General features: G+C 43.1%; 21 protein-coding genes. 13 read left to right on the top strand and 8 right to left on the bottom strand.

Going from position 1 to position 23581, the window contains the following annotated elements; all coding sequences use genetic code 11:
- Nucleotides 1-259, bottom strand: a 259-nt coding sequence (locus tag B5D26_RS06375; RefSeq protein WP_143833100.1) for a DUF3391 domain-containing protein, incomplete at its 3' end; no start/stop codon positions are given.
- A gap of 11 nt (nucleotides 260-270) precedes the next feature.
- Nucleotides 271-1566 carry an EAL and HDOD domain-containing protein gene (locus B5D26_RS06380; protein WP_143833101.1) on the bottom strand — a complete coding sequence of 432 codons (1296 nt, stop codon included), beginning with the start codon at nucleotides 1564-1566 and terminating at the stop codon, nucleotides 271-273.
- Between the two features lie 474 nt (nucleotides 1567-2040).
- On the opposite strand from B5D26_RS06380, the gene B5D26_RS06385 reads away from it, so the two are divergent.
- From B5D26_RS06385 to B5D26_RS06415, 7 genes are all read left to right on the top strand, one after another.
- Nucleotides 2041-4842 carry a monovalent cation/H+ antiporter subunit A gene (locus B5D26_RS06385; RefSeq protein ID WP_078744905.1) on the top strand — a complete coding sequence of 934 codons (2802 nt, stop codon included), beginning with the start codon at nucleotides 2041-2043 and terminating at the stop codon, nucleotides 4840-4842.
- The gene (locus B5D26_RS06390; protein ID WP_078744906.1) at nucleotides 4842-5201 is read left to right on the top strand and encodes a Na+/H+ antiporter subunit C; all 360 of its coding nucleotides are present in this window, start codon (nucleotides 4842-4844) and stop codon (nucleotides 5199-5201) included. The genes B5D26_RS06385 and B5D26_RS06390 overlap by 1 nt, the downstream gene beginning before the upstream one ends.
- Complete coding sequence (locus B5D26_RS06395) at nucleotides 5201-6760, top strand: monovalent cation/H+ antiporter subunit D (RefSeq protein WP_078744907.1); 1560 nt, start codon at nucleotides 5201-5203, stop codon at nucleotides 6758-6760. Before B5D26_RS06390 ends, B5D26_RS06395 begins: the two co-directional genes overlap by 1 nt.
- Entirely contained in the window at nucleotides 6760-7263 is a 504-nt protein-coding gene (locus B5D26_RS06400) for a Na+/H+ antiporter subunit E (RefSeq protein ID WP_078744908.1), read from the top strand. The genes B5D26_RS06395 and B5D26_RS06400 overlap by 1 nt, the downstream gene beginning before the upstream one ends.
- On the top strand, nucleotides 7257-7526 hold the full coding sequence (locus B5D26_RS06405; RefSeq protein ID WP_078744909.1) for a K+/H+ antiporter subunit F: 270 nt from the start codon (nucleotides 7257-7259) through the stop codon (nucleotides 7524-7526). Before B5D26_RS06400 ends, B5D26_RS06405 begins: the two co-directional genes overlap by 7 nt.
- A 30-nt stretch (nucleotides 7527-7556) precedes the next feature.
- Entirely contained in the window at nucleotides 7557-7940 is a 384-nt protein-coding gene (locus B5D26_RS06410) for a Na+/H+ antiporter subunit G (RefSeq protein WP_078744910.1), read from the top strand.
- Between the two features lie 167 nt (nucleotides 7941-8107).
- Entirely contained in the window at nucleotides 8108-8779 is a 672-nt protein-coding gene (locus B5D26_RS06415) for a 7-cyano-7-deazaguanine/7-aminomethyl-7-deazaguanine transporter (RefSeq protein ID WP_078744911.1), read from the top strand.
- A gap of 64 nt (nucleotides 8780-8843) precedes the next feature.
- On the opposite strand, the gene B5D26_RS06420 is transcribed toward B5D26_RS06415, so the two are convergent.
- Both B5D26_RS06420 and B5D26_RS06425 read right to left on the bottom strand, forming a co-directional pair.
- Nucleotides 8844-10184, bottom strand: coding sequence for a UDP-glucose dehydrogenase family protein (locus B5D26_RS06420; protein WP_078744912.1), 1341 nt, complete (start codon nucleotides 10182-10184; stop codon nucleotides 8844-8846).
- A 9-nt stretch (nucleotides 10185-10193) separates the two neighbouring features.
- Nucleotides 10194-11147 carry an NAD-dependent epimerase/dehydratase family protein gene (locus B5D26_RS06425; protein WP_078744913.1) on the bottom strand — a complete coding sequence of 318 codons (954 nt, stop codon included), beginning with the start codon at nucleotides 11145-11147 and terminating at the stop codon, nucleotides 10194-10196.
- A gap of 246 nt (nucleotides 11148-11393) precedes the next feature.
- Here B5D26_RS06425 and B5D26_RS06430 point away from each other — a divergent pair, with 246 nt between their 5' ends.
- Nucleotides 11394-12446 (top strand): glycosyltransferase family 4 protein, encoded by a 1053-nt coding sequence (locus B5D26_RS06430; protein ID WP_139776655.1) that lies wholly within the window; start codon nucleotides 11394-11396, stop codon nucleotides 12444-12446.
- On the opposite strand, the gene B5D26_RS06435 is transcribed toward B5D26_RS06430, so the two are convergent.
- Complete coding sequence (locus B5D26_RS06435; RefSeq protein WP_078744915.1) at nucleotides 12438-13934, bottom strand: sensor domain-containing diguanylate cyclase; 1497 nt, start codon at nucleotides 13932-13934, stop codon at nucleotides 12438-12440. The genes B5D26_RS06430 and B5D26_RS06435 overlap by 9 nt on opposite strands.
- Nucleotides 13935-14095: 161 nt before the next feature.
- A complete protein-coding gene (locus B5D26_RS06440) occupies nucleotides 14096-15025 on the bottom strand; it encodes a histone deacetylase family protein (protein WP_078744916.1) in 930 nt (309 codons plus the stop codon).
- 178 nt (nucleotides 15026-15203) lie between these two features.
- Here B5D26_RS06440 and B5D26_RS06445 point away from each other — a divergent pair, with 178 nt between their 5' ends.
- Entirely contained in the window at nucleotides 15204-17948 is a 2745-nt protein-coding gene (locus tag B5D26_RS06445; RefSeq protein ID WP_078744917.1) for a bifunctional acetate--CoA ligase family protein/GNAT family N-acetyltransferase, read from the top strand.
- A gap of 150 nt (nucleotides 17949-18098) precedes the next feature.
- Here B5D26_RS06445 and B5D26_RS06450 read toward each other — a convergent pair whose 3' ends face one another.
- Both B5D26_RS06450 and B5D26_RS06455 read right to left on the bottom strand, forming a co-directional pair.
- Entirely contained in the window at nucleotides 18099-18788 is a 690-nt protein-coding gene (locus B5D26_RS06450; RefSeq protein WP_078744918.1) for a response regulator, read from the bottom strand.
- 157 nt (nucleotides 18789-18945) lie between these two features.
- Nucleotides 18946-19557 (bottom strand): rhodanese-like domain-containing protein, encoded by a 612-nt coding sequence (locus tag B5D26_RS06455; RefSeq protein ID WP_159445604.1) that lies wholly within the window; start codon nucleotides 19555-19557, stop codon nucleotides 18946-18948.
- A 263-nt stretch (nucleotides 19558-19820) separates the two neighbouring features.
- Between B5D26_RS06455 and nfuA the strand changes: the two genes are divergently transcribed.
- The 4 genes from nfuA to B5D26_RS06475 all read left to right on the top strand — a co-directional run bounded on the left by nfuA (nucleotide 19821) and on the right by B5D26_RS06475 (nucleotide 23383).
- Complete coding sequence (nfuA, locus tag B5D26_RS06460) at nucleotides 19821-20411, top strand: Fe-S biogenesis protein NfuA (protein WP_078744920.1); 591 nt, start codon at nucleotides 19821-19823, stop codon at nucleotides 20409-20411.
- A 234-nt stretch (nucleotides 20412-20645) separates the two neighbouring features.
- Nucleotides 20646-21791, top strand: a complete 1146-nt coding sequence (locus B5D26_RS06465) for a diguanylate cyclase (protein ID WP_139776656.1) — start codon at nucleotides 20646-20648, stop codon at nucleotides 21789-21791.
- Nucleotides 21792-21978: 187 nt separating this feature from the next.
- Complete coding sequence (locus tag B5D26_RS06470; protein WP_078744922.1) at nucleotides 21979-22941, top strand: TAXI family TRAP transporter solute-binding subunit; 963 nt, start codon at nucleotides 21979-21981, stop codon at nucleotides 22939-22941.
- 94 nt (nucleotides 22942-23035) lie between these two features.
- On the top strand, nucleotides 23036-23383 hold the full coding sequence (locus tag B5D26_RS06475) for a PilZ domain-containing protein (RefSeq protein ID WP_078744923.1): 348 nt from the start codon (nucleotides 23036-23038) through the stop codon (nucleotides 23381-23383).
- Nucleotides 23384-23581: the final 198 nt, after the last annotated feature.

The raw sequence follows: 23581 nt of genomic DNA on the forward strand, positions 1-23581 counted from the left end.
CTTGCTGTGGCACGTCTACAGCTTTCTGGGTGCTATTTCCTTGCGTTGAACTGGGTAACTGTTTAGCGCTCTTAGCACCTTTGATCTTGGTGCTGACACTAATTTCAACATGCTGGCAGTGCTGTCTTAACAGTGTAATTTCATTCTGCGTTTGAATTGTAAATGCATGCCGCCAAAAAGGTGATTTAAGCCAGCTGATATCTAGCTCAACCACTCGCATTCCTACTCGTAGGTCACTGACCGGAATCCGTTGTCTCATAAGTGATTAGATCAGCCCAATGCTTCGCTTTGTACCACGCTATCATCCCGTGTAGTAAAGGTGTTAATCAAACGATCACTCCATTGGATCGCATTTTGATAATGGTGCTGCATTCGATTTCTTCGTGCGCCACAGTCTGTGCACATAAAGCAAGTTTGACGGCTGAAACGATCGGCACATTGTGCTAGGGCTTGGTAGCTTAAAGCGCCTGGGTTATTTGGCTTGGAAAATAAACTGTTCATAATGTCGGTTGAAAGCTTCAGTTCATCAAGCAACCCTGCAAGTGACTTCCCCATGGCATTTGCAATGGAATATAAAACGCCTACTAGAAAGCCTGTGTCTGCTTCCAGTTGGTCAATATCAGCCGCGGCTGACTCGGTCATGCTTGCAACTATGAACATCTGTCCAATTGCGGCATCAGATTGAGAGGCCATACGAGTGACAGACAATAACATTAAAAAAGCTTTCAAACGAGTTAAGCCGATCATCATAACTGCTTGTTTTACTGATTGTAATTTTATTTCTTTTTTCAAACACAGGTTAGATGCATAACGCATCAATCGGAAATAAAGGATGGGATCCTGCTTAATGACTTGCTCAAGTTGGTTAATGCTGACATTTGGATCACAAACTTGGTGGAGCAGTTGGAAAATTTGAGCTTGTGATGAGTGGAAAGTTTTGCCGTTAATATTTTCAGGTTTAGAGAAGAAGTAACCTTGAAATAGGTCAAAGCCCTGCCTAACACAAGACTGCCACTGTTCGAAGGTTTCAACTTTCTCTGCCAACATTATTGCACCATAGCTTTTCAGCTCTGCCCAGTGTGTTGCAATTGTGGGCATATCCATTGCCAATAGGTCTATCTTAATAATATCGGCGAAGGGGAGCAGTGCTTTAGTGTTGTCATTCAATATGAAGTCATCTAATGCTATGCGATAGCCTTGTTCTTTCAGCTGTATAATATGCGCAATATTATCAGTACTGGCAGGTACGTCTTCTAATATCTCTAGTACAATTCGCTCTTTGGGCGCAATCCATTCTGCAGCTAACGGTAAAGCTTCAGCTGGAATGTTGATATAGCAGTCGCTGTTGTTAGCATAAAGCTGTATACCTTGTTCAATGAGGCCTGACACAACCACATTGGCCGTTGCTAACAATGGATTAGAGAAGTGGCTGCTTTGTTGCTCTGGATGATCTCTATATAGCAACTCATAAGCGACAATTTCAGAATGGCGCGACAATATAGGTTGGCGGGCAAAGGCAAAAAAACGTCCAAGTTGTTCGGTTTTATCTTGATTTATAACATTCACGCGAGAGTACCCTTTGCATAGGCTAAATGATCCTGTCTCGTACAAAAAGTTTGTCTTTTTAAAGCATGGCAGTTTTAGCGCAGGCTAAAGCATCAAAAGAAAGCGCAAGGGTCACTTGGTTACAATGACTTAGCTAACAACTGTCTTTTGCAGATTTTTTGTACTTACAGGCACCATCCCTCTGGCGCGATATTTGCTCATCCTATGAGACTTGCTGATTCTAAACAAACATTCATATAAAATACAATATAGATATTTCGGGTTCTATCTCTGATAATATAGGTAGTGTGATCTAGGTCAATTACTCTACTTTTGGTTTTCTTATAAATCTAGAAGACGGTCTGATTTGATGTAAAAATTCTCTGTTAACAATGGATTAACTGAACTAATCTAGCATCTGAAAGCCTAATGACAGTCTTTATTTGCAAAATCTTCATATTAGATTAAAAGCAATTACTGAAAGAGGATATTCGCTTGTCTGAATACTTATTCTGGATTCCGCTGTTAACTTTACTTGGCACATTTGTGCCGTTGTTAACCGAAAAGCTGAATCGTAATCTATGTGCGTTACTCACATCTATCGCACCTGCACTGGCATTGTTGCTGGTGTTGCAAAGCGCAGAAGCTGTTTTTCATTCAGAATCGCTTCGACAAACGATGGGTTGGATTCCTGTAATGGGTCTTGAGCTGGCTTTTCGCTTGGACGGTCTATCGCTTTTATTCTCTATATTGATCATTGGCATTGGCTTGCTGGTGATACTGTATGCGCGCTACTACTTATCTGAACAAGAGTCTATAGGGCGCTTTTACGCTTATCTTATTCTCTTCATGACTGCGATGCTGGGCATTGTATTGTCTAATAACCTGATTCAGTTATGGATGTTCTGGGAGTTGACCAGTGTCAGCTCTTTCTTACTGATTAGTTTTTGGGGGCATAAGTCTGAGGCTCGTAAAGGCGCGCGGATGGCGCTTACTGTCACAGGCGCAGGTGGTTTGGCTTTATTAGCTGGCCTGCTGCTGATAGGTGATATCGTTGGTAGTTATAACCTTGATTTGGTATTAGGCAGCGGTGACCTGCTTCGCGAGCATAGTCTATATCCTGTGGTTTTGGCTTTAGTACTGCTAGGTGCATTTACAAAATCAGCACAGTTTCCGTTTCATTTTTGGTTGCCTCATGCAATGGCGGCACCCACCCCAGTAAGTGCTTATTTGCACTCTGCAACAATGGTAAAAGCGGGCATATTCCTATTGGTGCGCTTTTTTCCGGTATTGTCAGGTACAGAGCTTTGGTTCCTAACCGTTAGTTTAACAGGTCTTACGACTTTGCTGTTGGGTGCTTATATTGCACTGTTTAAACATGATTTAAAGGGTTTGCTAGCCTACTCAACGATTAGTCATTTAGGTTTGATCACGCTTCTACTGGGAATGGATTCACCTTTAGCTACCGTTGCGGCAATTTTCCACATTATTAATCATGCGATCTTTAAAGCATCATTATTTATGGCGACAGGCATCATTGACCATGAGTCAGGTACAAGGGATATGCGCCAGCTTAATGGGCTTTGGAAATATATGCCCTATACCGCAACATTGGCGATGGTGGCGGCAGCCTCTATGGCGGGCGTTCCGTTGCTTAATGGTTTCTTGTCTAAAGAGATGTTTTTCACTGAAACCTTGTATCAAGGCTCTTTAGGTTCGCTTTCTTGGATGATTCCGGTATTAGCAACCTTAGGTGCAGTTTTTTCTGTTGCTTATTCGACACGCTTTATCCATGACGTGTTTTTCAATGGAGAGCCGATTAATTTACCAAAAACCCCTCACGAACCGCCTCGCTACATGAAGGTTCCGGTTGAAATTCTGGTGGCGCTGTGTCTTTTGGTTGGCATGATGCCTAATTTCATTGTGGGTGACTTGCTTTATTTTGCTTCGGCAGCGGCCTTACAAGCAGAAGTGCCCAGCTACAGTCTGTCAATTTGGCACGGTTTTAACTTTCCGCTAATGATGAGCTTTCTGGCTATGCTGGGTGGCTTAACTTTATATTACAATCGCCACGTCTTATTTAGATTCCAGTCTCAATTTCCTGATATGGATGCGAAGTTGGTATTTGAGGCCTTGATTCAACGTTTGGTTCGTCATGCTCAGCGCACAGTTGAGTTATTTGAGAACCATTCTCTACAGCGTTATAGCTATCTGATGCTATTTTTTGCCACCATTTTAATGGCAGGCCCCTTGTTAGATCTTAGTGCAACGGCAGGCTTAAGACCTGAGCTACCTATTGATGCTATTTCTATAACAGGTGCGATACTACTAACGGTGGGAGCACTAGTAACTGTAATTTGGCACCATCAGCGTATGGCTGCACTGTTGGCACTCTCTATTGTAGGTTTGATTGTTTCGCTGATATTTGCACGTTATTCCGCACCGGATCTGGCCTTGACACAGCTTTCCGTAGAGGTTGTGACTGTCATCCTGTTGATGTTGGCGCTGTTTTTCTTGCCGCAAAAAACACCTGAAGATTCCAGTCCTCGTCGCATTATTCGAGATTTGGCGCTATCGTCCATGATTGGTGGTGTGATTGGTACTATCTGTTATGCCTTACTCACTCGCCCTTTGAGTACTATTTCTGACTACTTCTTACTGCATAGTAAAACGGGGGGCGGCGGTACCAATGTGGTGAACGTGATCTTGGTTGACTTCCGTGGTTTTGATACTTTGGGTGAAATCACGGTGTTAGGTATTGCGGCGCTAGGTATTTTCAAACTGATTAGTCGTATGCGCTTGTATATGCCTGTAAGTGACGAAACTGGTCGTCTATGGGCTAATGATCGCCATCCATTGCTGCTATCGGTTATTTCACAGAGCTTGCTGCCATTAGCGCTATTGGTGTCGGTCTATATCTTCTTGCGCGGTCACAACATGCCCGGTGGGGGCTTTATTGCAGGTTTGATTACCTCTGTTGCGATCATTCAGCAATATATCGCTCATGGTGTGGAATGGGTTAAACCAAGAATGAAACTGAACTATCAGTGGCTTATCGGTAGCGGTATTTTGATTGCTACACTGACAGGTTTAGGTAGTTGGCTCTTTGATCGACCATTCTTAACTTCTTGGTTTGATCACTTCCATTTGCCAATTTTAGGTGAGTTCGAGTTAGCTAGTGCCATGCTATTTGATCTTGGGGTATACCTCACTGTTATTGGCGCAACACTGCTGATATTGGCTAATTTGGGTAAACTCACGACTGTACATAGAGCAACTGATATGGAGCAAGAATAATGGAAGCCCTTTATGCCTTCTGCGTGGGCATTATGACCACCTGTGGTGTCTATCTTTTGCTGCGCGCCCGTACTTTTGCAGTTGTACTCGGTTTAACGCTTTTGTCTTATGCCGTGAATTTGTTTTTGTTTGCCAGCGGGCGACTCAAACTCAATGGTGCTGCTGTTTTGGGACAATCAGAGCAATATGCTGACCCTTTACCTCAAGCGTTAGTACTTACGGCAATTGTGATTGGTTTTGCGATGACTGCATTCCTGGTGATATTAGCGATGCGTGCCCGAGCAGATCTTGGTAATGATCATGTGGATGGCCGCTTCCCAGAAACACCAAATAACAACAATAAGCAGGAGAAAAATTAATGGCTCACCTGCCTATTTTACCGCTTTTATTACCACTTTTAATGGGGGCGCTTTTATTGCTTCCCCCTTTAGCAAACAATATTAAGCGTCAAAGAGTTGCTACTTTAGTGACTATGTTTGTGTTGTTGGCGCTCAGCGTAAAATTATTGCTGACAACCCATGATACTGGTACACAGATGTATGTTTTGGGTAACTGGCATCCTCCGTTTGGTATTGTGCTGGTGGCTGACCAACTGTCTAGTTTGCTAGTGCTACTGACAGCTGTTTTGGCTTTTGCAGCTTTGCTTTATGCGTGTGCAGGTAGCGACCAAACGGGGATGTATTTTCACCCGCTATTTATGTTTCAGGTGCTGGGGATTAATGGTGCATTTTTAACAGGGGATATTTTTAACCTGTTTGTTTTCTTTGAAGTGCTACTAATTGCTTCTTATGCACTACTTGTGCATGGCGGTGGTAAGCAGAAAACACAGTCTGCGTTGCACTATGTCATTTTAAACTTAATAGGCTCTAGCTTATTTTTGTTTGGCTTAGGCATCTTATACGGCACAGTCGGTACACTGAACATTGCAGATATGGCGGTTAAGATTGCCCAGCTGCATGGTGGCGAAGCGATTCTAGCTAAGATCGGTGGTTTGCTGTTGATGTTGGTTTTTGGCTTGAAAGCAGCACTACTACCATTACATTTTTGGCTGCCTCGCACCTATGCATCAGCAAGCGCCCCTGTAGCGGCACTTTTTGCCATTATGACCAAAGTGGGTATTTATAGTCTGCTACGGGTACATACAGTGATTTTTGGTGATCATGCGGGTGACTTAGCCAATATTGCCCAACCTTGGTTGTGGCCGCTTGCGGTACTCACTGTTTCTGCGGGTACTTTGGGTTTGCTTGCCAGCCGTAGTTTACGCTTGCTAGCAGCCAATTTAGTTGTAGTTTCTGCCGGTACGTTACTTATTGCTGTAGCTCTACAAACAGCTGAGGCAACAGGTGCTGCGCTTTACTATCTTATTCATAGTACGCTAGCAGCAGGCGCGCTATTCTTGCTGGCAGACCTTATTAGCATTCAGCGTGGTAAAGCAGAAGACCGCTTTGTAAAAGCCAGATCTGTACTTCAGCCAAAACTATTAGGCAGTTTTTTCTTTATTTCAGCACTTGCGTTAATTGGTTTGCCTCCATTATCTGGTTTTGTTGGCAAGGTTATGTTGCTGCAAGCTACCGCAGGGCAAACCACAACCCTTTGGGTTTGGACTGTGTTGTTGGGCAGTGGTCTTTCTGCACTAATTGCATTATCTCGTGCAGGTACCACTCTGTTCTGGCGTACAAACTATCCTCCTGCTCACTACCAATTAAAGCCAAATCAGTCGAACCCAGTAACTGCCGCACATCCATTACAAATCGCCGCTATTGTTTGGCTGTTACTGGCATCGCCATTATTGGTGGTGTTTGGTGGGGATATGACGGCTCTTACGGCAAGTGCTGCACAGCAATTACATGATATTGATCAGTCTGTTTATGGGCTGTTACCGCCTGTATCGGGTTCTCCAGCACAAGGAGCACAATAATGGCGACGCCAACTGGTTTTAAGTTCTTTCCAATGCCAATACATAGCGTTTTGCTATTTGTTGTATGGCTGTTGATGAATAACACTTTAGCTGCGGGTCATATTTTTCTAGCGCTCATACTGTCGATTACAATTCCTTGGTTGCTGGCAGGGCTGCAAAGCGCACACCCTCCCATACGAAAACCTTGGCTAGCAGTACGCTATAGTTTGATGGTGATAATGGATATTGTAACGGCTAACTTTGAAGTGGCATTAAAAGTTATAGGACCTATGGCAAAGTTGCAGCCGGGCTTTATTGCAGTGTATTTAGATATTAGTTCTGATCTTGGCATCACCTTATTGGCGAGTACTGTATCGTTAACTCCAGGTACTGTGAGTGCTGAGGTCTCTGAAGATAAAAAGTGGCTTTATATTCACGCCCTTCATCTTGAAAACGAACAGGCGCTAATTGATAGCATCAAACAACGTTATGAGAAGCCACTGTTGGAGATCTTAGGATGCTAGACAAAGTGATCTTAATCGTCAGTTTTATGATCTGTGTCGCATTGTTTTTAAACTTGTGGCGTTTATTGATAGGCCCTTCTGTGTCGGATCGAATTTTGGCATTAGACACGCTTTACATTAACAGTATTGCTTTAATTCTTTTATATGGCATTTACTCTGGCGGCAACCTCTACTTTGAGGCAGCGCTGCTAATTGCCATGTTAGGTTTCGTCAGTACTTCAGCTCTATGTAAATATATTTTACGTGGCGACATTATTGAGTAACGCCCTAAAACAGGTCAAAAAAGGTGAGTTATGCCATTTTGGTTAGAATTGATTGTTTCTGTATTTTTACTTGTTGGCGGTGTTTTTCTGCTAGTAGGCTCTATTGGTCTAGCACGTCTGCCCGACATTTATACACGCTTACACGCGCCGACTAAAGCGACAACCCTTGGTCTGGCTGGTTTGCTTATTGCTTCGATGCTTTTATTCAGCTGGCAGAATTCGACCTTAAGTATTCATGAGCTGCTGATTGCGCTGTTTTTATTTATCACGGCACCTGTCAGTGCCAATATGATTGCAAAGACTGCACTACATCACCGTTTACCTGCATTAGAGCGCACCCAAAATCAAGATCTAGCGGCAGCAGCTCGAGAGCGCTTAACCCCTGATGCACCAAAAAAGAAAGGTAAAAAGTAGATATCAGATTATTTCTCAGCTTTTTAGAGACTTTAGTCTATAGATGTTGAAATCTATGCTGTACAATATTTGGCCTCTGAGTTCGTAAGCTTTCAGTTAATGGACTCAGCTAGGCTGAAATATAACTTTGGGTTCCCTCACCCCAATTAATAAAAAAGGTATTACAGATGAACTCGTATTCCTCTGCGCAGCAGCGCAATGCTTTAACTTTCTTGGTGTTATTCCACCTTCTGATTATTAGCTCCAGTAATTATTTGGTACAACTCCCCTTTACGGTGGCGGGGTTACACACCACTTGGGGGGCATTCAGTTTTCCTTTCATCTTTTTAGCAACTGATCTAACGGTGCGCATATACGGTGCGGCGCTTGCGAGACGTATTATCTTCAGGGTGATGCTTCCAGCTCTGTTTGTTTCTTATGTGCTCTCAGTGCTTTTTTATCAAGGTAGTTATCAAGGGTTCGATCAGTTGATGAACCTTAATCTATTCGTTGCTCGCATTGCCATTGCTAGTTTTATGGCATATTTGTTAGGGCAGATTTTAGATGTGCAGGTTTTTAACCAGTTCAGAACGAGTAAGCAGTGGTGGCTGGCACCTACGCTTTCAACGTTAATGGGTAATGCTTTAGATACATTGGCTTTTTTCGGCATTGCTTTTTATCAAAGTCCTGACGCCTTTATGGCAGAACATTGGGTAGAAATTGCAATGGTAGATTATGGTTTTAAGTTACTGATTAGCTTAGGCTTATTTATCCCAATGTATGGTGTGTTACTCAATTATGTTGCGGGTAAGCTCACGTATATCACTCCTGATAAATCTGCTGTTAACCACTTATCGTAATGATCCGTACAGTTTAAATAGGAGGAGGGTTAAGCCTCCTCCTGCGCAGTCTTAGGCGATATTCTTAGCTTGCGTATACTGAATTGCCACGACCTACGGCATAATACAGTAGCCCTGCTTGCTGTACTCTTTTAGGCTCGAACAGATTACGGCCATCGACTACAACTGGTGTTTTAAGCTGCTGCTTTAACCACTCAAAATCGACTGTGCGAAATGCTTTCCATTCGGTGCAAATCACTAGTGCATCTGCGTTGTCAACACAAGCATCACGCTGTTCACATAGTGTCAGTTTAGACTCATCGCTATACAGCTTTTTACATTCGGGCATTGCAATAGGGTCAAAAGCCTGTACCCGCCCACCAGCTTGCCATATGGCTTCCATTAGAATGCGGCTAGGCGCTTCACGCATGTCGTCTGTATTGGGTTTAAAAGCTAAGCCCCAAATGGCTATGGTTTTATTATGCCATTGACCGTTAAAAACTTGGTTAAGCTTGTCGAATAACAAGTGCTTTTGACGCTCATTTACACGCTGTACAGACTGCAATAATTCAAGGTTAACCCCTGTAAGAGTGGCGCTATTGAGTAGTGCACTTACATCTTTTGGAAAACAAGAGCCTCCATAACCACAACCGGGGTAAATAAAATCAAAGCCAATTCTTGGATCAGAGCCAATCCCCTGACGTACTTGCTCGATATCTGCTTGTAGGTGCTCTGCTAAATTTGCTATTTCATTCATAAAGCTGATTTTAGTGGCGAGCATGGCATTAGCAGCATATTTGGTTAGCTCAGACGCACGAATATCTAAGAACATTAATTTATTACGATTACGGTTGTAGGGAGCATAGCACTCGCTCATCAGCTGTGTTACACGCTGAGAGTCGGTGCCTATAATGATGCGGGCAGCTCTAGTAAAGTCTTCAATGGCCGAGCCTTCCTTTAGAAACTCAGGGTTAGAGCACACGTCAAAGTCAATTAGATGATTATGGTGTTGTTGGCGCGCAACGATTCGCTGTTTGATCTGTTCTGTTGTACCAACTGGCACAGTTGATTTGCTAATCACCACTTTATAGTTATTCATGTAGTCTGCAATGCTGTCCGCAACGGCGAATACAGATCGAAGATCAGCCTGGCCAGATTGATCTGACGGTGTACCTACAGCAATAAATATTAGCTCAGCCCGCTGCACAGCCTGCTTCGCATCTGTTGTGAATGAGAGCAAACCCTCTTGTCTATTTCGGTTAATAAGTGCTTCTAACCCTGGCTCATAGATCGGGATATTTCCTTGATTTAAGTGCTCTATTTTATGGCTATCAATATCTATACAGCTTACTTTGTGCCCAACATCAGCCAGACAAGCCCCTGTCACTAGCCCAACATAGCCGCTGCCAAAAATTGCAATATTCATGATGGGCTCCTAAACAGCTTGTTGATATATGTGATGAGAAAGTGCATGACTGGATTGTAGCATTTCTAGTAACCCCTGCCCTAAATCATACTCAGCACAAGATTGGAATTGTTGTACTAATCGAGAAGGGTCGCCAAGCGAATGCTGAATATCGCCCGCTTTTTTAGCGGCATATATAATCTCAACTTCATAACCCAATATAGAAAATAAAGTTTGAGCCAGTCCCTTAATGCTACTGGCCTTCCCTGTGCAGATATTAAATACAGGTGCTTTTATATCGGCCTGCTGCATCCCTAGTAACAGAAAGCGCACAACATCTTGGACGTAAACAAAATCTCGAATTTGGCTGCCATCACCATAAATAGTGATGTTTTGATGTTGGGCTACTCTATTTGAAAAAATAGAAATCACGCCACTATAGGGCGAAGAAGGATCTTGGCGAGGGCCAAATACATTAAAAAATCTAAAGCCTAAGGTCGGTACTTTATGAATTCTTCCTGCGACTTGGGCTTGCAGCTCACAGGCTAGCTTATCAACGCCATAGGCGGTTAAAGGGCGTACAACACTGCGTTCAGTTAGAGGCATTGCCGCGTTATCGCCATAGACAGCGGCAGAAGAGGCATAAATAACTGGCACAGGTTTTACAAGCCCTGCACTGGTTTCAAATAGATTGATAGTACCACTTTGATTCGTCATATGAGTCTCGCCCCAAGCTTCGTTCGAGCGCACAACAGAGGCGATTGCGGCTAGATGGAAACAGCCAACAACTTGAGACATCAACATTTTGGTTAACATTTTGTCGTTGATATCACCGACATATAACTGAGCTGAGGGGTTTAGATTTTCTAATTTCCCCGTTGAGAGATTGTCCAGCACTAATACATCATGCCCTTGATGGATGAGTGCATCACAAAGGTGAGATCCGATAAAGCCGCAACCACCTGTCACAAGGTACTTAGCCATGATAGCCCCCAACCTCTTCTTTCAGAGTGAAATGGATTTACAGACGAGATATCAATGAATGTGCCAAGTATTTTTTGTTCTATTAATTCAATTGGTTAGGTTGATTTTCGACCAGAATTAAGAAAGGTTGTTGGTTTGATTTTCAAAATACCGCCATTTGCATTGCAAAATGCAAATGGCATTGCTGTTGCAGAGCCTATAGGCAATAAACTTAGTAAGCGCACTCTGTTCTTAAAGGAGCTGTCCATGAAGCCTATTATTCTGTTTATCGACAGTCGTGATATGGGTGGTATTGAAAGCCATGTATTGAACTTAGCTTTAGCCTTAAAAAAACAACATCACCTTGTAGAGGTTATATTCTGGCGCTGTTATCAGAGCCAAGCCAAGCATAACTTTGGATTACAACATCATCCTATTTGGCCTCTGCTGTTGGCTGAAGGAATCCCTGTGAAAAGTGTACAAGGCTCTATTTCTACCTTGCTAAAATGCGTACCTAAAGGGGCGATAGTACATAGTCACGGTTATAAAGCGAATCTGCTCAACAAACTACTCTGTTCTATAGGGCGGTGGCATGCACTACCAACACATCATAATGGAGACCTTGGTAAAGGCTTATTACGAATCTATGTTGCATGTGATGAGTTAAGCTCTAAGCTGTTTCATCCTATTTCTGTGAGCGCGCCTATTTATCAGCGTTTAGCCTATGGAGGTAGTCTGATTACTAACTTTGTTACCTTACCTGAACGCGACGCTTTAGAACGACCCTCGCAATCTGCAAACCAAATTGCTTTTGTCGGACGTATTAGTCCTGAGAAAAATGCAGAGGGTTTTTGTTTGCTAAGCCAATACTTGGATGGGCAGCAGTTACACATCTATGGTGAGGGGGTAGAAAAAGAGTTGCTGTCAAAGCAATACAGCCAGCACTATTGGTATGGGCAGCAAAATATGGCTGAGCACTGGTCAAAAATAGATTTGCTGGTGATGCCTTCTTTAGAAGAGGGGCTACCGCTCGCTGCATTAGAAGCGATGGCGCATGGTATACCTGTATGTGCCTTTGCAGTGGGGGATTTACCAGCCCTGATTAGGGATGGTGTTAATGGCTGGTTAATACCTAAAGGGGACTTAAAAGCGATGGCTAACCGTATCTGCCAGTGGCAATCATTGGGCGATCAGGAAAAACTAAAAATACGTAAACAATCTCAGGCTATTATCAAAATACATTACAGTGTTGAGGCTGTTTTACCTGCAATAACAAATATTTATCAGCAGGTTAGCTTAAAGCCTAGCTTGCTAGGCTGATTGAAAAACTAAAGCTTTATCTCGACCTGTATTTTTAGCTTTGTACATTGTTTTGTCTGCCGCATCTAGCAATGCTTCCGAAGATATAAATGGATTGCTTGCATCTGGCATTTGAGTGGCAATGCCAATGGATGCATTAATAGTTAGCCGAACATTATCCGACACTTTAACAGGATTGCCTTTTAACATTTCCCGAATACGATTAGCCAAAGTTAAAGCTACATCACTGGTCAGTCCGGGCATAATCACGACAAACTCTTCACCACCGTAGCGTCCAACATAAGATTTTTTTCCAGTGACTTGCATTAAAATACGGGCAAAGAGTTTAAGTGCCAAATCCCCTGCATGATGCCCATAACGATCATTAACCTGTTTGAAGTGGTCGATATCTAAGAACATTACGCTTAACGGTACATTTGCGCTTTTGACTTTCTCGAAGGCTTTATCAGAAATATTTTCAATATAAGCGCGATTATAAACGCCTGTTAAAATATCTTTTTTCAATTGGTCTTGTAAGCTTTTTTGTTGCGCTTTGGCTTCTGCAACCTCTGTTTGAGCCTGTGTAAGCTGCTGTAGTAAAGCGAGATTGCGCTCAACTAGCAGTTGTTTAGCTTCTTCAATTAAACTCCCAGACGTAAACTCGGTGCTGATATTCGTTTCAAAGATTTGATTCATCGTTGGTAGTTGAGCGGTTACGCGATCAACTAGCTGATTAATCTCTTCAGCTTTGAAAAGTTTGCATAGAGTACTTTGATTGATGAGTTCGCTCATTAATTCATGGCGTTTATCATGATCCCACAGTTCTGCAAAACGCCCAGAGAAGTAGATACACTTTTCTTCCGCCGTGCTTTTGGCGGTACAGGTTCCATGACTCTCTTTAATCAGCTCAACATAAAACTCAGGCATCCCCCAATGTTGCAATAGCCAAGCGCCAGCTTCAGGGTGGGTAGTTTTAAACTCGGCTTTCTCAAACAGTGTTAACTCATTGTGGCTAGAAGCGCTGTGATAAATTACACCATAGCGATCTGACTCTAACTCATTGATGGCTAACATACCGATATCTTGGATTAAACCAGCTAAGAAAAAGCGTTCAGGTTTTTCCAGCTTAAGCTGCTGAGCTATGGTTCGACAGATAACCGCTGACAACAAGCAGCGTCGCCAAAAGACTTCGTGATCCATTGAGTTTAGGTTGCTGTTGTGCATCGCCTTCGCAAAAGAGAAGCTCAATGCCAGTGTCATGGTCATTTCAAGACCGACACGGGTAATGGCATCGCGCACAGTCACAATAGGGGTGCGAGGCATATTGGCGGCAGAGTTCGACAGCGCGACAATCTTTGACGCTAGCGCAGGGTCTTTTTCTAAAATATCAGCGATTAACATTGAATCACTGGTATTTTTTTTAGCCTCTTCAATGACCCTCATCGCAACGACAGGCAAAGAGGGGAGTGTTTGGCAGTTTTCTAGTCTCTTGATAAATGCCGAATCCATCGAACACTCCTGAGAAGAACCGAACCAACTACTATAAAATAGCTGCTATATAGCGCATAGGATATGAAGTTATGCGCAAATTAACAACTTAAAAAGTAACTGATCGACTCTCCTTTCCCTTTTGTATCATTGTGTTAGCAATATGTATTGGAAGTGCAGCTTCAAAGCCCCTTTAAAGCTTCGATATGGCGATGTGCGGAGTGAGCCAGTGCAGTTAGGCTATAACCTCCCTCTAATACCGAAACAATTCGACCATTAGAATAAGTTTTTGCTACATCCATAATCATTTTGGTAACCCAGAAGAAGTCATCTTCGGTGAGATTCACTTCACCCATAGGGTCATCTTTGTGGGCATCAAAACCTGCGGAGATAAAAATCATTTCAGGGCGGTGCATTTGTAGCGCTGGCAGCCAACTTTGCTCAACCTTTCTGCGAAAAGTTAAACCATCACAACCCGCGTCCAAAGGCGTGTTAATGATGTTATCCCATTCCGAATCTGCATAGCGCCAAGGGAAATAGGGATGCTGGAAACTAGAACAAACTAATACGTCAGGATCGTTCTTATAAATATCAACTGTGCCATTCCCATGATGGACATCAAAATCTATAATAGCGACCCTCTTGATGCCAAAGTTATGTCGAGCATGCTCAACACCGATGGCAACATTATTCAAAAAACAAAAACCAAGGCTCTCAACTCGTTCTGCGTGATGTCCCGGTGGGCGCACAGCGCAAAATACGTTGTCAGCTTGATTCTTCAATACTTGTTCAACACCTCTGACTACTGCGCCTGATGCTAGTGCAGCTGCATGCATCGTCTTAGGGCCAATTAGAGTGTCGTCATCAATTTGAACAAGTGGGCTACCTTCATCCGGCTGACTCAGTTCAAGGGAGCGAACATGGGCTTTCGGGTGTACTCGATAGATCTGCTCATCGGTAACAAGCCGAGCGCTGTAATGCATCAATTCTTGTGCTAAACCAGAGCGTTCTAGCTGTTGGTTAATTGATGAAATACGATGCGGACTTTCAGGATGCCAAGGCCCCATGTCATGAAAGCTACACTCAGAGTGGCTAATGTATGATGTGATCATTTATTTTCTCCCTTATGCCTAAAGTTTAATGTAGAGGACATTTGGGGGATACTGGCATATAGTCGATATATGCACCGCAGCAAAGCGGTCGAAAGTGATTGATATACTCAGCCTTTATTGAACAACAGCTGTATTCATCACTCTAAAGATGAATTCTACTTACTGTCCGGAGCACTTAGTGGGCACTCGTTTTCTAAAATATTTTTTTGAACCTAAATCTGTTGCTGTATTTGGCGCATCTGAAAAAGAATTCAGTATGGGCGGGCAGGTGATCCAAAATCTGCAAGAGGGCAAGTTTCCCGGCAAAATTTTTGCAGTCAACACCAAAGGTTATGATCAGGTTTATGGAGTGCAATGTTTCCCACGGGCCGAGGCATTGGTTGAAATTCCAGATTTAGCCATTATTTGTTCACCGCCTGATGTTATTCCAAGCTTAGTAGGGCGTCTTGGTCATTTAGGTGTAAAGGCAGCACTTGTTCTAACTGGAGGCCTATCGCGTGCCAATGGCACTCATTCGCAGAGCTTAAAAGAGGAGATGTTAACAGCTGCTCGTGAGTCAGGCATTCGTATCATGGGGCCTGAGTGCCTTGGCATTTTAGTACCTGGTCGTAAGCTAAACGCAAGTTATTCTTCACGTAATATTAAATCAGGTAAAGTCGCCTATATCGGCCAGTCCGGTATGCTGGGCAATGCAATGATTGACTGGGCGAATGGTCGTGGCATAGGCTTTTCTCATGTAGTCACCTTAGGTGATAGTGCCGATGTGATGCTGCCCGATGTTATCGACTATATCAATCGACATAGTCATGCCCAAGCCATTTTGCTACACCTTGAGTATATCAGCGACGCCCAGCACTTGATGACCGCTATTCGTGAAGCTTCACGTAACAAACTGGTTTTGGCGATTAAAAGCGGTCGCATGATTTCATCGACTCTAGAACCCATGCTTACAACACCCGGCTTGAGTAATCGAGACGCTGTCTACAGTGCTGCACTGAGTCGTGCAGGTGTTGTACGTGTTAACAATGTTGAAGAGCTGTTTGATGCATTAGAGTCATTGTCACGTATTAAACCAGTCTCAGGGGATCGCCTTGCTATTGTCAGCAATGGTGTTGGCCCCAGTATTCTTGCCGCAGATAAACTTTTGATGTCTGGCGGTCATTTAGCCCAATTAAGTGAAGAAACTTCTGAAAAGCTTTCGGCATGCTTACCTCAAGGTTGGTCAGGTGCTAATCCGGTTGATATTGGTGGTGATGCTAACCCTGCCCGCTTTGTTGATGCGTTAACTGTGTTGGCCAACGCACCTGAAATTGACGCAGTATTAGTCTTACATGCGCCCACTCGCTTTGCCCCAAGTGCAGAGGCAGCTCATGCCGTTATTAATAACCGAGGTAAGTTTAGAAAAAGTGTGCTGACTTGCTGGATGGGTCTGGAAGAGGCTCGCCCAGCGCGTCATGAGTTCAATTTAGCAGGTGTGCCAACTTATATTTCACCAGAGCATGCAGTGCAAGCTTTTATGCATATGGTGAACTACCGTCGCAGCCAAGCTTTGTTGCAAGAAGCACCGCCTAGTATTCCTCATGAAACGCCTTATCAAGTACGACGTGATGCTCGTAAATTGACCGAGAAAGCTAAGCAGCAAGGGCGCAACGTACTGACCCACGAGGAATGTACACAAATCTTGGCCGCCTATAGTATCCCTGTTGCACCAACGCGTTATGCTGCTGATGAAAAAGCAGCTTTTGATATTGCAACTGAAAGCGATCAGCCGTTAGCGGTTAAAATTATTCATGAGACTAACTGCCGGCCCTTTGTTTACCGTAAGCACCCCCACAAGCTTTCCGCTGGTTTATTACAAGATATTCGCAGTCCAGAAGAAATGGGTACTGCGGTTGTCAAGCTAAGAGACAAAGTGGCGGAGAAGTTTCCAAATAGTGAGGTCTACCAATATTGCATTCAGCCGATGCAACGAGGTAAACATTCGATGATGCTAAATATGGGCATTACTCGAGATCCTGTCTTTGGCCCCGTGATTTTATTTGGTGTTGGTGGTTACAAAGAAAACGTAATGGCCGACCGACAAGTGGCATTACCACCTTTGAATATGACATTAGCATTAGAGCTGATTCAACGCTCTCTCGCCTATCGACTGATCAAAGAACACAGCGATCATCCTGAGCAGGATATAGCCGAAATTTCAGAGGTGCTGGTCAAACTCAGCCAAGTTGCAGCTGATATTCCAGAGCTAAAAGGTTTGGAGATCAATCCTCTGATCACAAACCGTGATGAACTGTTAGTAGTTGATGTTAAAGCAGACTTAGGCGAACCCGCGAAACATGCGATTATGCCTTATCCAGAAGAACTGAGAGAGACGGTTACGCTAAAATCTGGCCGCACCGTTGAAGTTCGCCCTATTCGTGGTGAAGATGCCCCTGCTTTAGTGCAGTTCCACAGCCGACTGAGTGAACAAAGTATCCGGTTCCGTTACTTCCACAACAAATCTGAGTTAAGCAAACGCGACTTAGCGACACTGACCATGATCAACTATGACCGTCAAATGGCTTTTATTGGTGAAGAGGTCAAAGAGGATGGCCGTCGTGAAATTTTGGGTGTCGTTCGCGTGTGGACTGACCCTGACAATATTAGAACAGAGTTTTCTGTTCTGATCCGAGATGACTTGCAGGGTGAAGGCCTAGGCGCACTGTTGATGCGCAAAATGATCAAATATTCCAAAAGTGTTGGCACACTGGAAATGGTCGGCAAAATTTTGGTTGAAAATAACCCAATGCGCGGCCTGATGCGGTACTTAGGCTTCGAGTGCCACTACAACCCTGATGAACAGGTTATTGATGCTATATTACCGCTTAACGAACCTCAAAATGAGTGGCAGCGTCACCGCCTAGAAACAACCAGCGGGGTTTAATAGGCAGGGCCAATTAATATCAGAGAAGCGAAGGGCGTTGTGTTTCCAGAAAACAGCGCCTTTTCGCTTGTGATGATTATTTTGCTCTAGATTATAGGTACTCCTTCCCCACTCTCTTTTTTCTCTCGATTCAAGACTCAGCCTCTATTATCAGTGTCGAAGATAGTCGGCAAAGTTAATGTCTCGGGCTGCAATGACGGCTTGAATACGATTGGAAACCTTCAGTTTACGCAGAATAGCTGAAACATGAGCTTTGACCGTGGTCTCAGCAATCGACAGATGATAAGCAATCTGTTTGTTCGACTCACCAAGTGCCATTCGCTGTAAAACAATAATTTGACGTCTAGTTAACGATGACAATAACTCTGGATCAATGGTTTCAGACTGCTTTTGTTGACGGAGTGCCAGTGCGCCAGAAGTAGCAATTGAAGCACTCGAATCACCTCTAATAATGTCTGAAGGTAAATAAACATTACCTGACAAGATTTGATCCAATGCCTTGTGCATTTGGTCTCTGGGCGAGGACTTGGTGATAAAGCCAACGGCACCAAAGGTAATGGCTTGCAGTACAACTTTCTTATCTTCTTCAGCAGAGACAATAACTACAGGTATTGTTGGTGCAATTTCTCTTAATCGCATTAAGCCTTGGAAGCCGTCCATGCCATCCATATTCAGATCTAATAGCACTAGATCAATATCATCATCACCTTGAACCAAGTTCAAAGTGTCTTCTAAATTGCAGGTTTCCAGAATAGCACTATCTGGATAACGGCTACGAACCACATTAGCGATCGCTTCCCTAAAGATCGGGTGGTCATCGGCAGTCACTATTTTGTACACGGTGCACCCCTTATTCTTATCAGTTGTTATGGGTTTGGTAGGTTTCAATTTATTCAATAGTTTTTGGCTATATTGCCGTTTTTAGCCTTTACTGCATACCCGACCTTGGTCAGGTTTTAAATCTTAACCTTTTGTATTTATTAGGTTTTATCTATATTTATGGTTGTATGGATTGTGCTGATACCAATGGTAAGCCTGCTTTTTGCCAACCATCTATACCTTCTGAATACCAAAGTATATTTTGGTAACCCTCTTCAGCCGCGCGTCTACAGGCGTTCCAAGACATCCAGCAATCTGTTTTGCAATAGAATACTAATTTATGCTGCCGATTACCTGCTGTTAGCTCATGTAGCTTCTTGGCAAAGTAAGCTGAGGTAAAAGGGTCAAGTACGCCTTTGCCTGTATTAGGTAGCCAATTGCTATTTGGAATATTTTTATGGTCAGCCGTATCAATAAACTTGCCCGCTCGAAAAGGTGTTGGTAACACGTCGATGAGCAAAACCTCGTCCTCTTTTATAGCTTGTTGTAGTTCAGCTGTTGAGAGCGTAGTTGCATAGGGCGCGATACTTGGTACTGGTGCGCGATAATTTTTTATCCGATAGCCTGCGTGATTAAATAATGATTCATCTGACAGTAGCTGTTGATCTGACAATGTTAGCGCTGAATAATATTCGGGAGAGTTTGATTTTTGATCTTGGGGTGAAAGCGTTATACAGCCTTGTAAAGTTAGCGCTAAAAGTGCAAATAAGAAGCCGCGAATTATTATCATTATATAGCTCATCAATATTCATGGTTTTAACTTAAACCTTACGCTAATTTAAAATAAATAAACTGCTGCTTTGGTGGTTCGATTGTAGTACTAAAGTGCTATATATCCTTGTATGGTGCAGGGTTAAATATCTGGCCAAGTATTAGGATTCTATCTCAGTTGCTGGGAAAAGAATGACCTACCAAATAACTAAGGCATTCCCAAAAAGCTTGAATTGCCATAAAATACTCTAAGTTTCCATTTTTAAAATCAGGTATTTAAGCATGTCTGCGATTATCGATATTACCGAAAGCGCTCAAACCTATTTGGGCGAGTTACTGGCTAAACAGAACGCGGATGGTATAGGTGTACGTGTTTTTGTGACTCAGCCGGGTACACCTTATGCTGAAACCTGTTTGGCCTATTGTCGACCAGGGGAAGAAGAGGAGGGTGATGTTCAACAAGAAGGAGCGACCTTTCCAATTTATTTAGATAAAACTAGCGCACCATATCTGGAGGAGGCGGTAGTAGACTTTAACCCTGATCGTATGGGTGGTCAGCTGACGATTAAAGCACCTAATGCAAAAATGCCTAAGGTTAATGCCGATAGCCCACTCGCAGAGCAAATTAATTATGTGCTGTATTCTGATATCAACCCTGGTTTGTCGGCTCACGGCGGTGAGATCAAGTTGATTGAAATTATAGATGATGAAATAGCGGTGTTGCAGTTTGGTGGTGGTTGCCAAGGGTGTTCAGCCGTTGACTTGACACTGAAAGATGGCGTTGAGAAAACTCTACTAGAGAAAATTCCTCAGCTTAAAGGCATTCGCGATGTGACAGACCATACTGTTACAGATAATGCTTATTTTAAATAGCTTTTAATGCTTCTTAGGGTTCTGTGCTTTGAGATTTGCATAGAACCCTTTATCTTTAGATACCATTGTCCAGCTTTATCGTTATTCAGAGTCAGTCTAAATATAGGATAATTACTGTTGCTCAAGTATCTATCTTCTTTTAAATCTATTGTTGTAATCGGCCTGATTTGCTTGATCCCCGTAGTTTTTTCATATGGTCTAAGCTTAAAAACTCTACATGCCAGTGCATGGCAAATGATTCAGATCAAAGGTGAAACTTCTTTTCATCTTATTCAAACAATGCGGCTTTGGAATGCTGGTCATGGTGGGGTATATGCTCTCGTTACAGTGCAAACACCAGTTAACCCTTATCTTAATGTTCCCGAAAGAGAGATTGAAACACCTTCTGGAAAGACGCTAACAGTCGTTAATCCCGCCTACATGACTCGACAGTTAGGTGAGCGCTTAAAGGATACTCAGGTCGAAATCCACCTTACCAGTCTCAAGCCTTTGAACCCTAACAACCAACCTGATTCATGGGAGCGAGAAGCCTTATCAAGCTTTGAACAAGGCGAGCAAAAGCGAATGATACTATCTAACGGGGTTTACCGTTACATGCAGCCTTTGAAAGTAGAGCCAGCTTGCATGGAATGTCATCAAAGCCAAGGTTATCAGGTTGGTGATATTCGTGGTGGTCTTAGTATTAGCTTCCCCAGTGATGATATTAATGAATTGTTAGCAGGGTTGCGTGCAGAAATTATTTGGGCGCATCAAATCGCTTATGTTTTACTATTATTAATTGCGCTTTTGGTACAAGTATTGATACACAAACTTGCCACTAAGCTGCAATATGCTAAAAGCAGACAAGATGAACTCAACACTTTGGCAAGTACAGATGAGCTGACGCAGCTAGCCAACCGCCGTCATCTTTTAGCTTCATTTTTTGAGCGTTACCAAACAGTAGAAACTCAAAATCTGCCTTTTAGTGTACTGATGATAGACATTGACTATTTTAAGATGGTCAATGATCGTTATGGTCATCAAATGGGTGACCAAGTACTCAAGCGCTTTGCTAACGAGCTGATGAAAAATCTTCGTGACCATGATCTATCAGGCCGCTATGGCGGAGAGGAGTTTATGGTGGCACTCAATGCTAATATAGCTTTGGCTAGTACTGTGGCAGAGCGTATAAGGCAGGCTGCAGAAGAGATAAGCTTTTACGCGGAAGAGGCATTTACCATATCTGTCAGTATAGGCATCGCTGAACGGCGGTTTAATCAGCCAAAAGGGCCTGAGGACTTGATTCGAATGTCTGATGAGGCGCTCTATCAGGCTAAAGCACGCGGTCGCAATCGTTTTTGTGTCGCCACCCAAAATGGTAGCGTCATCATTAATGATTAAACATTTAAGTAGTAGCTCTTAGATATTTTCCGGCCAGTAGTCGGAAAATGTAAAAGCTCTTTGTAGTAAAACCTCGGAGTGAGTTTAATCCTGCTTGTTTACGGTAATCAATCTACACTTAAGTTGATAGAAAAGGTTACATCCTATTTTTGTTCTTGATCCGGCCTCAGAGAGGATCTGTATAGCAATGCATCAACTTTATCGTCTTGTTTTAATATTAACGGTCAGTGCCATTAGTGCGTTAGTATCGGCTGCGCCCAAAATAATTACATTAGGCACAGGTGATTTAACAGGTGTTTATTACCCTGCTGGAGGTGCTATTTGCCAAATATTGAACCACTCCATAGCCGAGCATAATATTCGTTGCATGGTTGAAAGCACACAAGGTTCTGCGCACAATCTTAATGCCCTTTATGCTCGAGAACTTGATTTGGCAATCGTTCAGGGAGATCAGTTGTTCCATGCTGTGAATGGCTCTGATAGCTATGCTGAAAGTGGGGCTCATACACAACTTAGAACCTTACTTGTACTGCACAGCGAGGCTTTCACTCTTGTCGCTAGGGCAGATAGCGGTATTAAAACCTTCGCCGACTTAAAGAATAAAAGAGTCAATATCGGCAATATTGGTTCCGGACATCGCAAAACGATGGATCAACTGATGCAAATACAGGGATGGCGTTACAAAGACTTTGCATTGGCGGCAGAATTGCCAGCTTCAGAGATGTCGCAGGCACTCTGTGATGGTAAGATTGATGCTTTTGTTTATATGGTTGGGCATCCTAATACATCGGTAAAAGAGGCTACAAGCTTTTGCGACAGTCGTATAATTGCTTTGTCCGACACATTGATTGAGACGCTTAGCCGACAATATCCATATTACCAACCTTCTCAAATTCAAGGGGGGCTTTATAGCGCCAATCCTGATGCTATCTCTACTTTCAAGGTCAACGCAATATTAGTTGCCAATTCTACGCTTTCTGATTTAGCGGCTTATGCCATAGTTAAGAGTCTTAGCATGAATATTGAGACGCTTTCTACTTTGAATTCAGCTTTAGATAATTTAACTCGTCGCTCTATTCAGCCTGTACAACCTAGTTTAGCCCCAGTACATGCTGGTGCTAAGCGCTGGTTTTATGACGTAAAAGACTGAACTATTTCAATAAAAAGTGAGATTTTTCAATAAGGTATTTGATTTGCTGTGTTCTAAGCAATACTGAGTATTGCATCCTTAAGGGGCATTATAGATGTCTAAATTAGACCGAAAAGAGGTACGATTTGAAGTGATCTGGAAAGCAAAGCTTAGGGCAGATCAAGGGGCAACATATCATGCTTGTATACACAACGCTTCTGCCAGTGGTCTGCGTATTATTAATGAGCAGCCGCTAATAGAGGGTAGTACGTTAGAGATTCAATTGCTTTGTCGACTGTCACGGCGCATGTCTGTATTTACTCTTTCAGGAACAGTTGTTTACTGCACATACTCTGAGTCTAATATTGGCTATAAAATTGGTGTCAACTTAACCCGAGATTGTGAGTCTTACCAAAATCAGATTAATCAAATGCTTGAAGATGGTTATCCCGTTTACGATTAGCTAAGTCTAGTTTCAACAGGCTGAATAAAGAGATTCACACTAGAGTTGATTCGGTTTTAACAAAAAAGGCACCGCATAAAGCGGTGCAAGGTTCCCAAGAATACGACTTAGCAGGACAAAATGACGATTCAGTATGCGGATCACGCGGTACCAAATCGAAAAAGCGCCGTGAAGCACTTTGAAAATAGCAGCAGGGAA

Source organism: Oceanospirillum multiglobuliferum, assembly GCF_900167095.1.
GTDB lineage: Bacteria > Pseudomonadota > Gammaproteobacteria > Pseudomonadales > Halomonadaceae > Oceanospirillum > Oceanospirillum multiglobuliferum.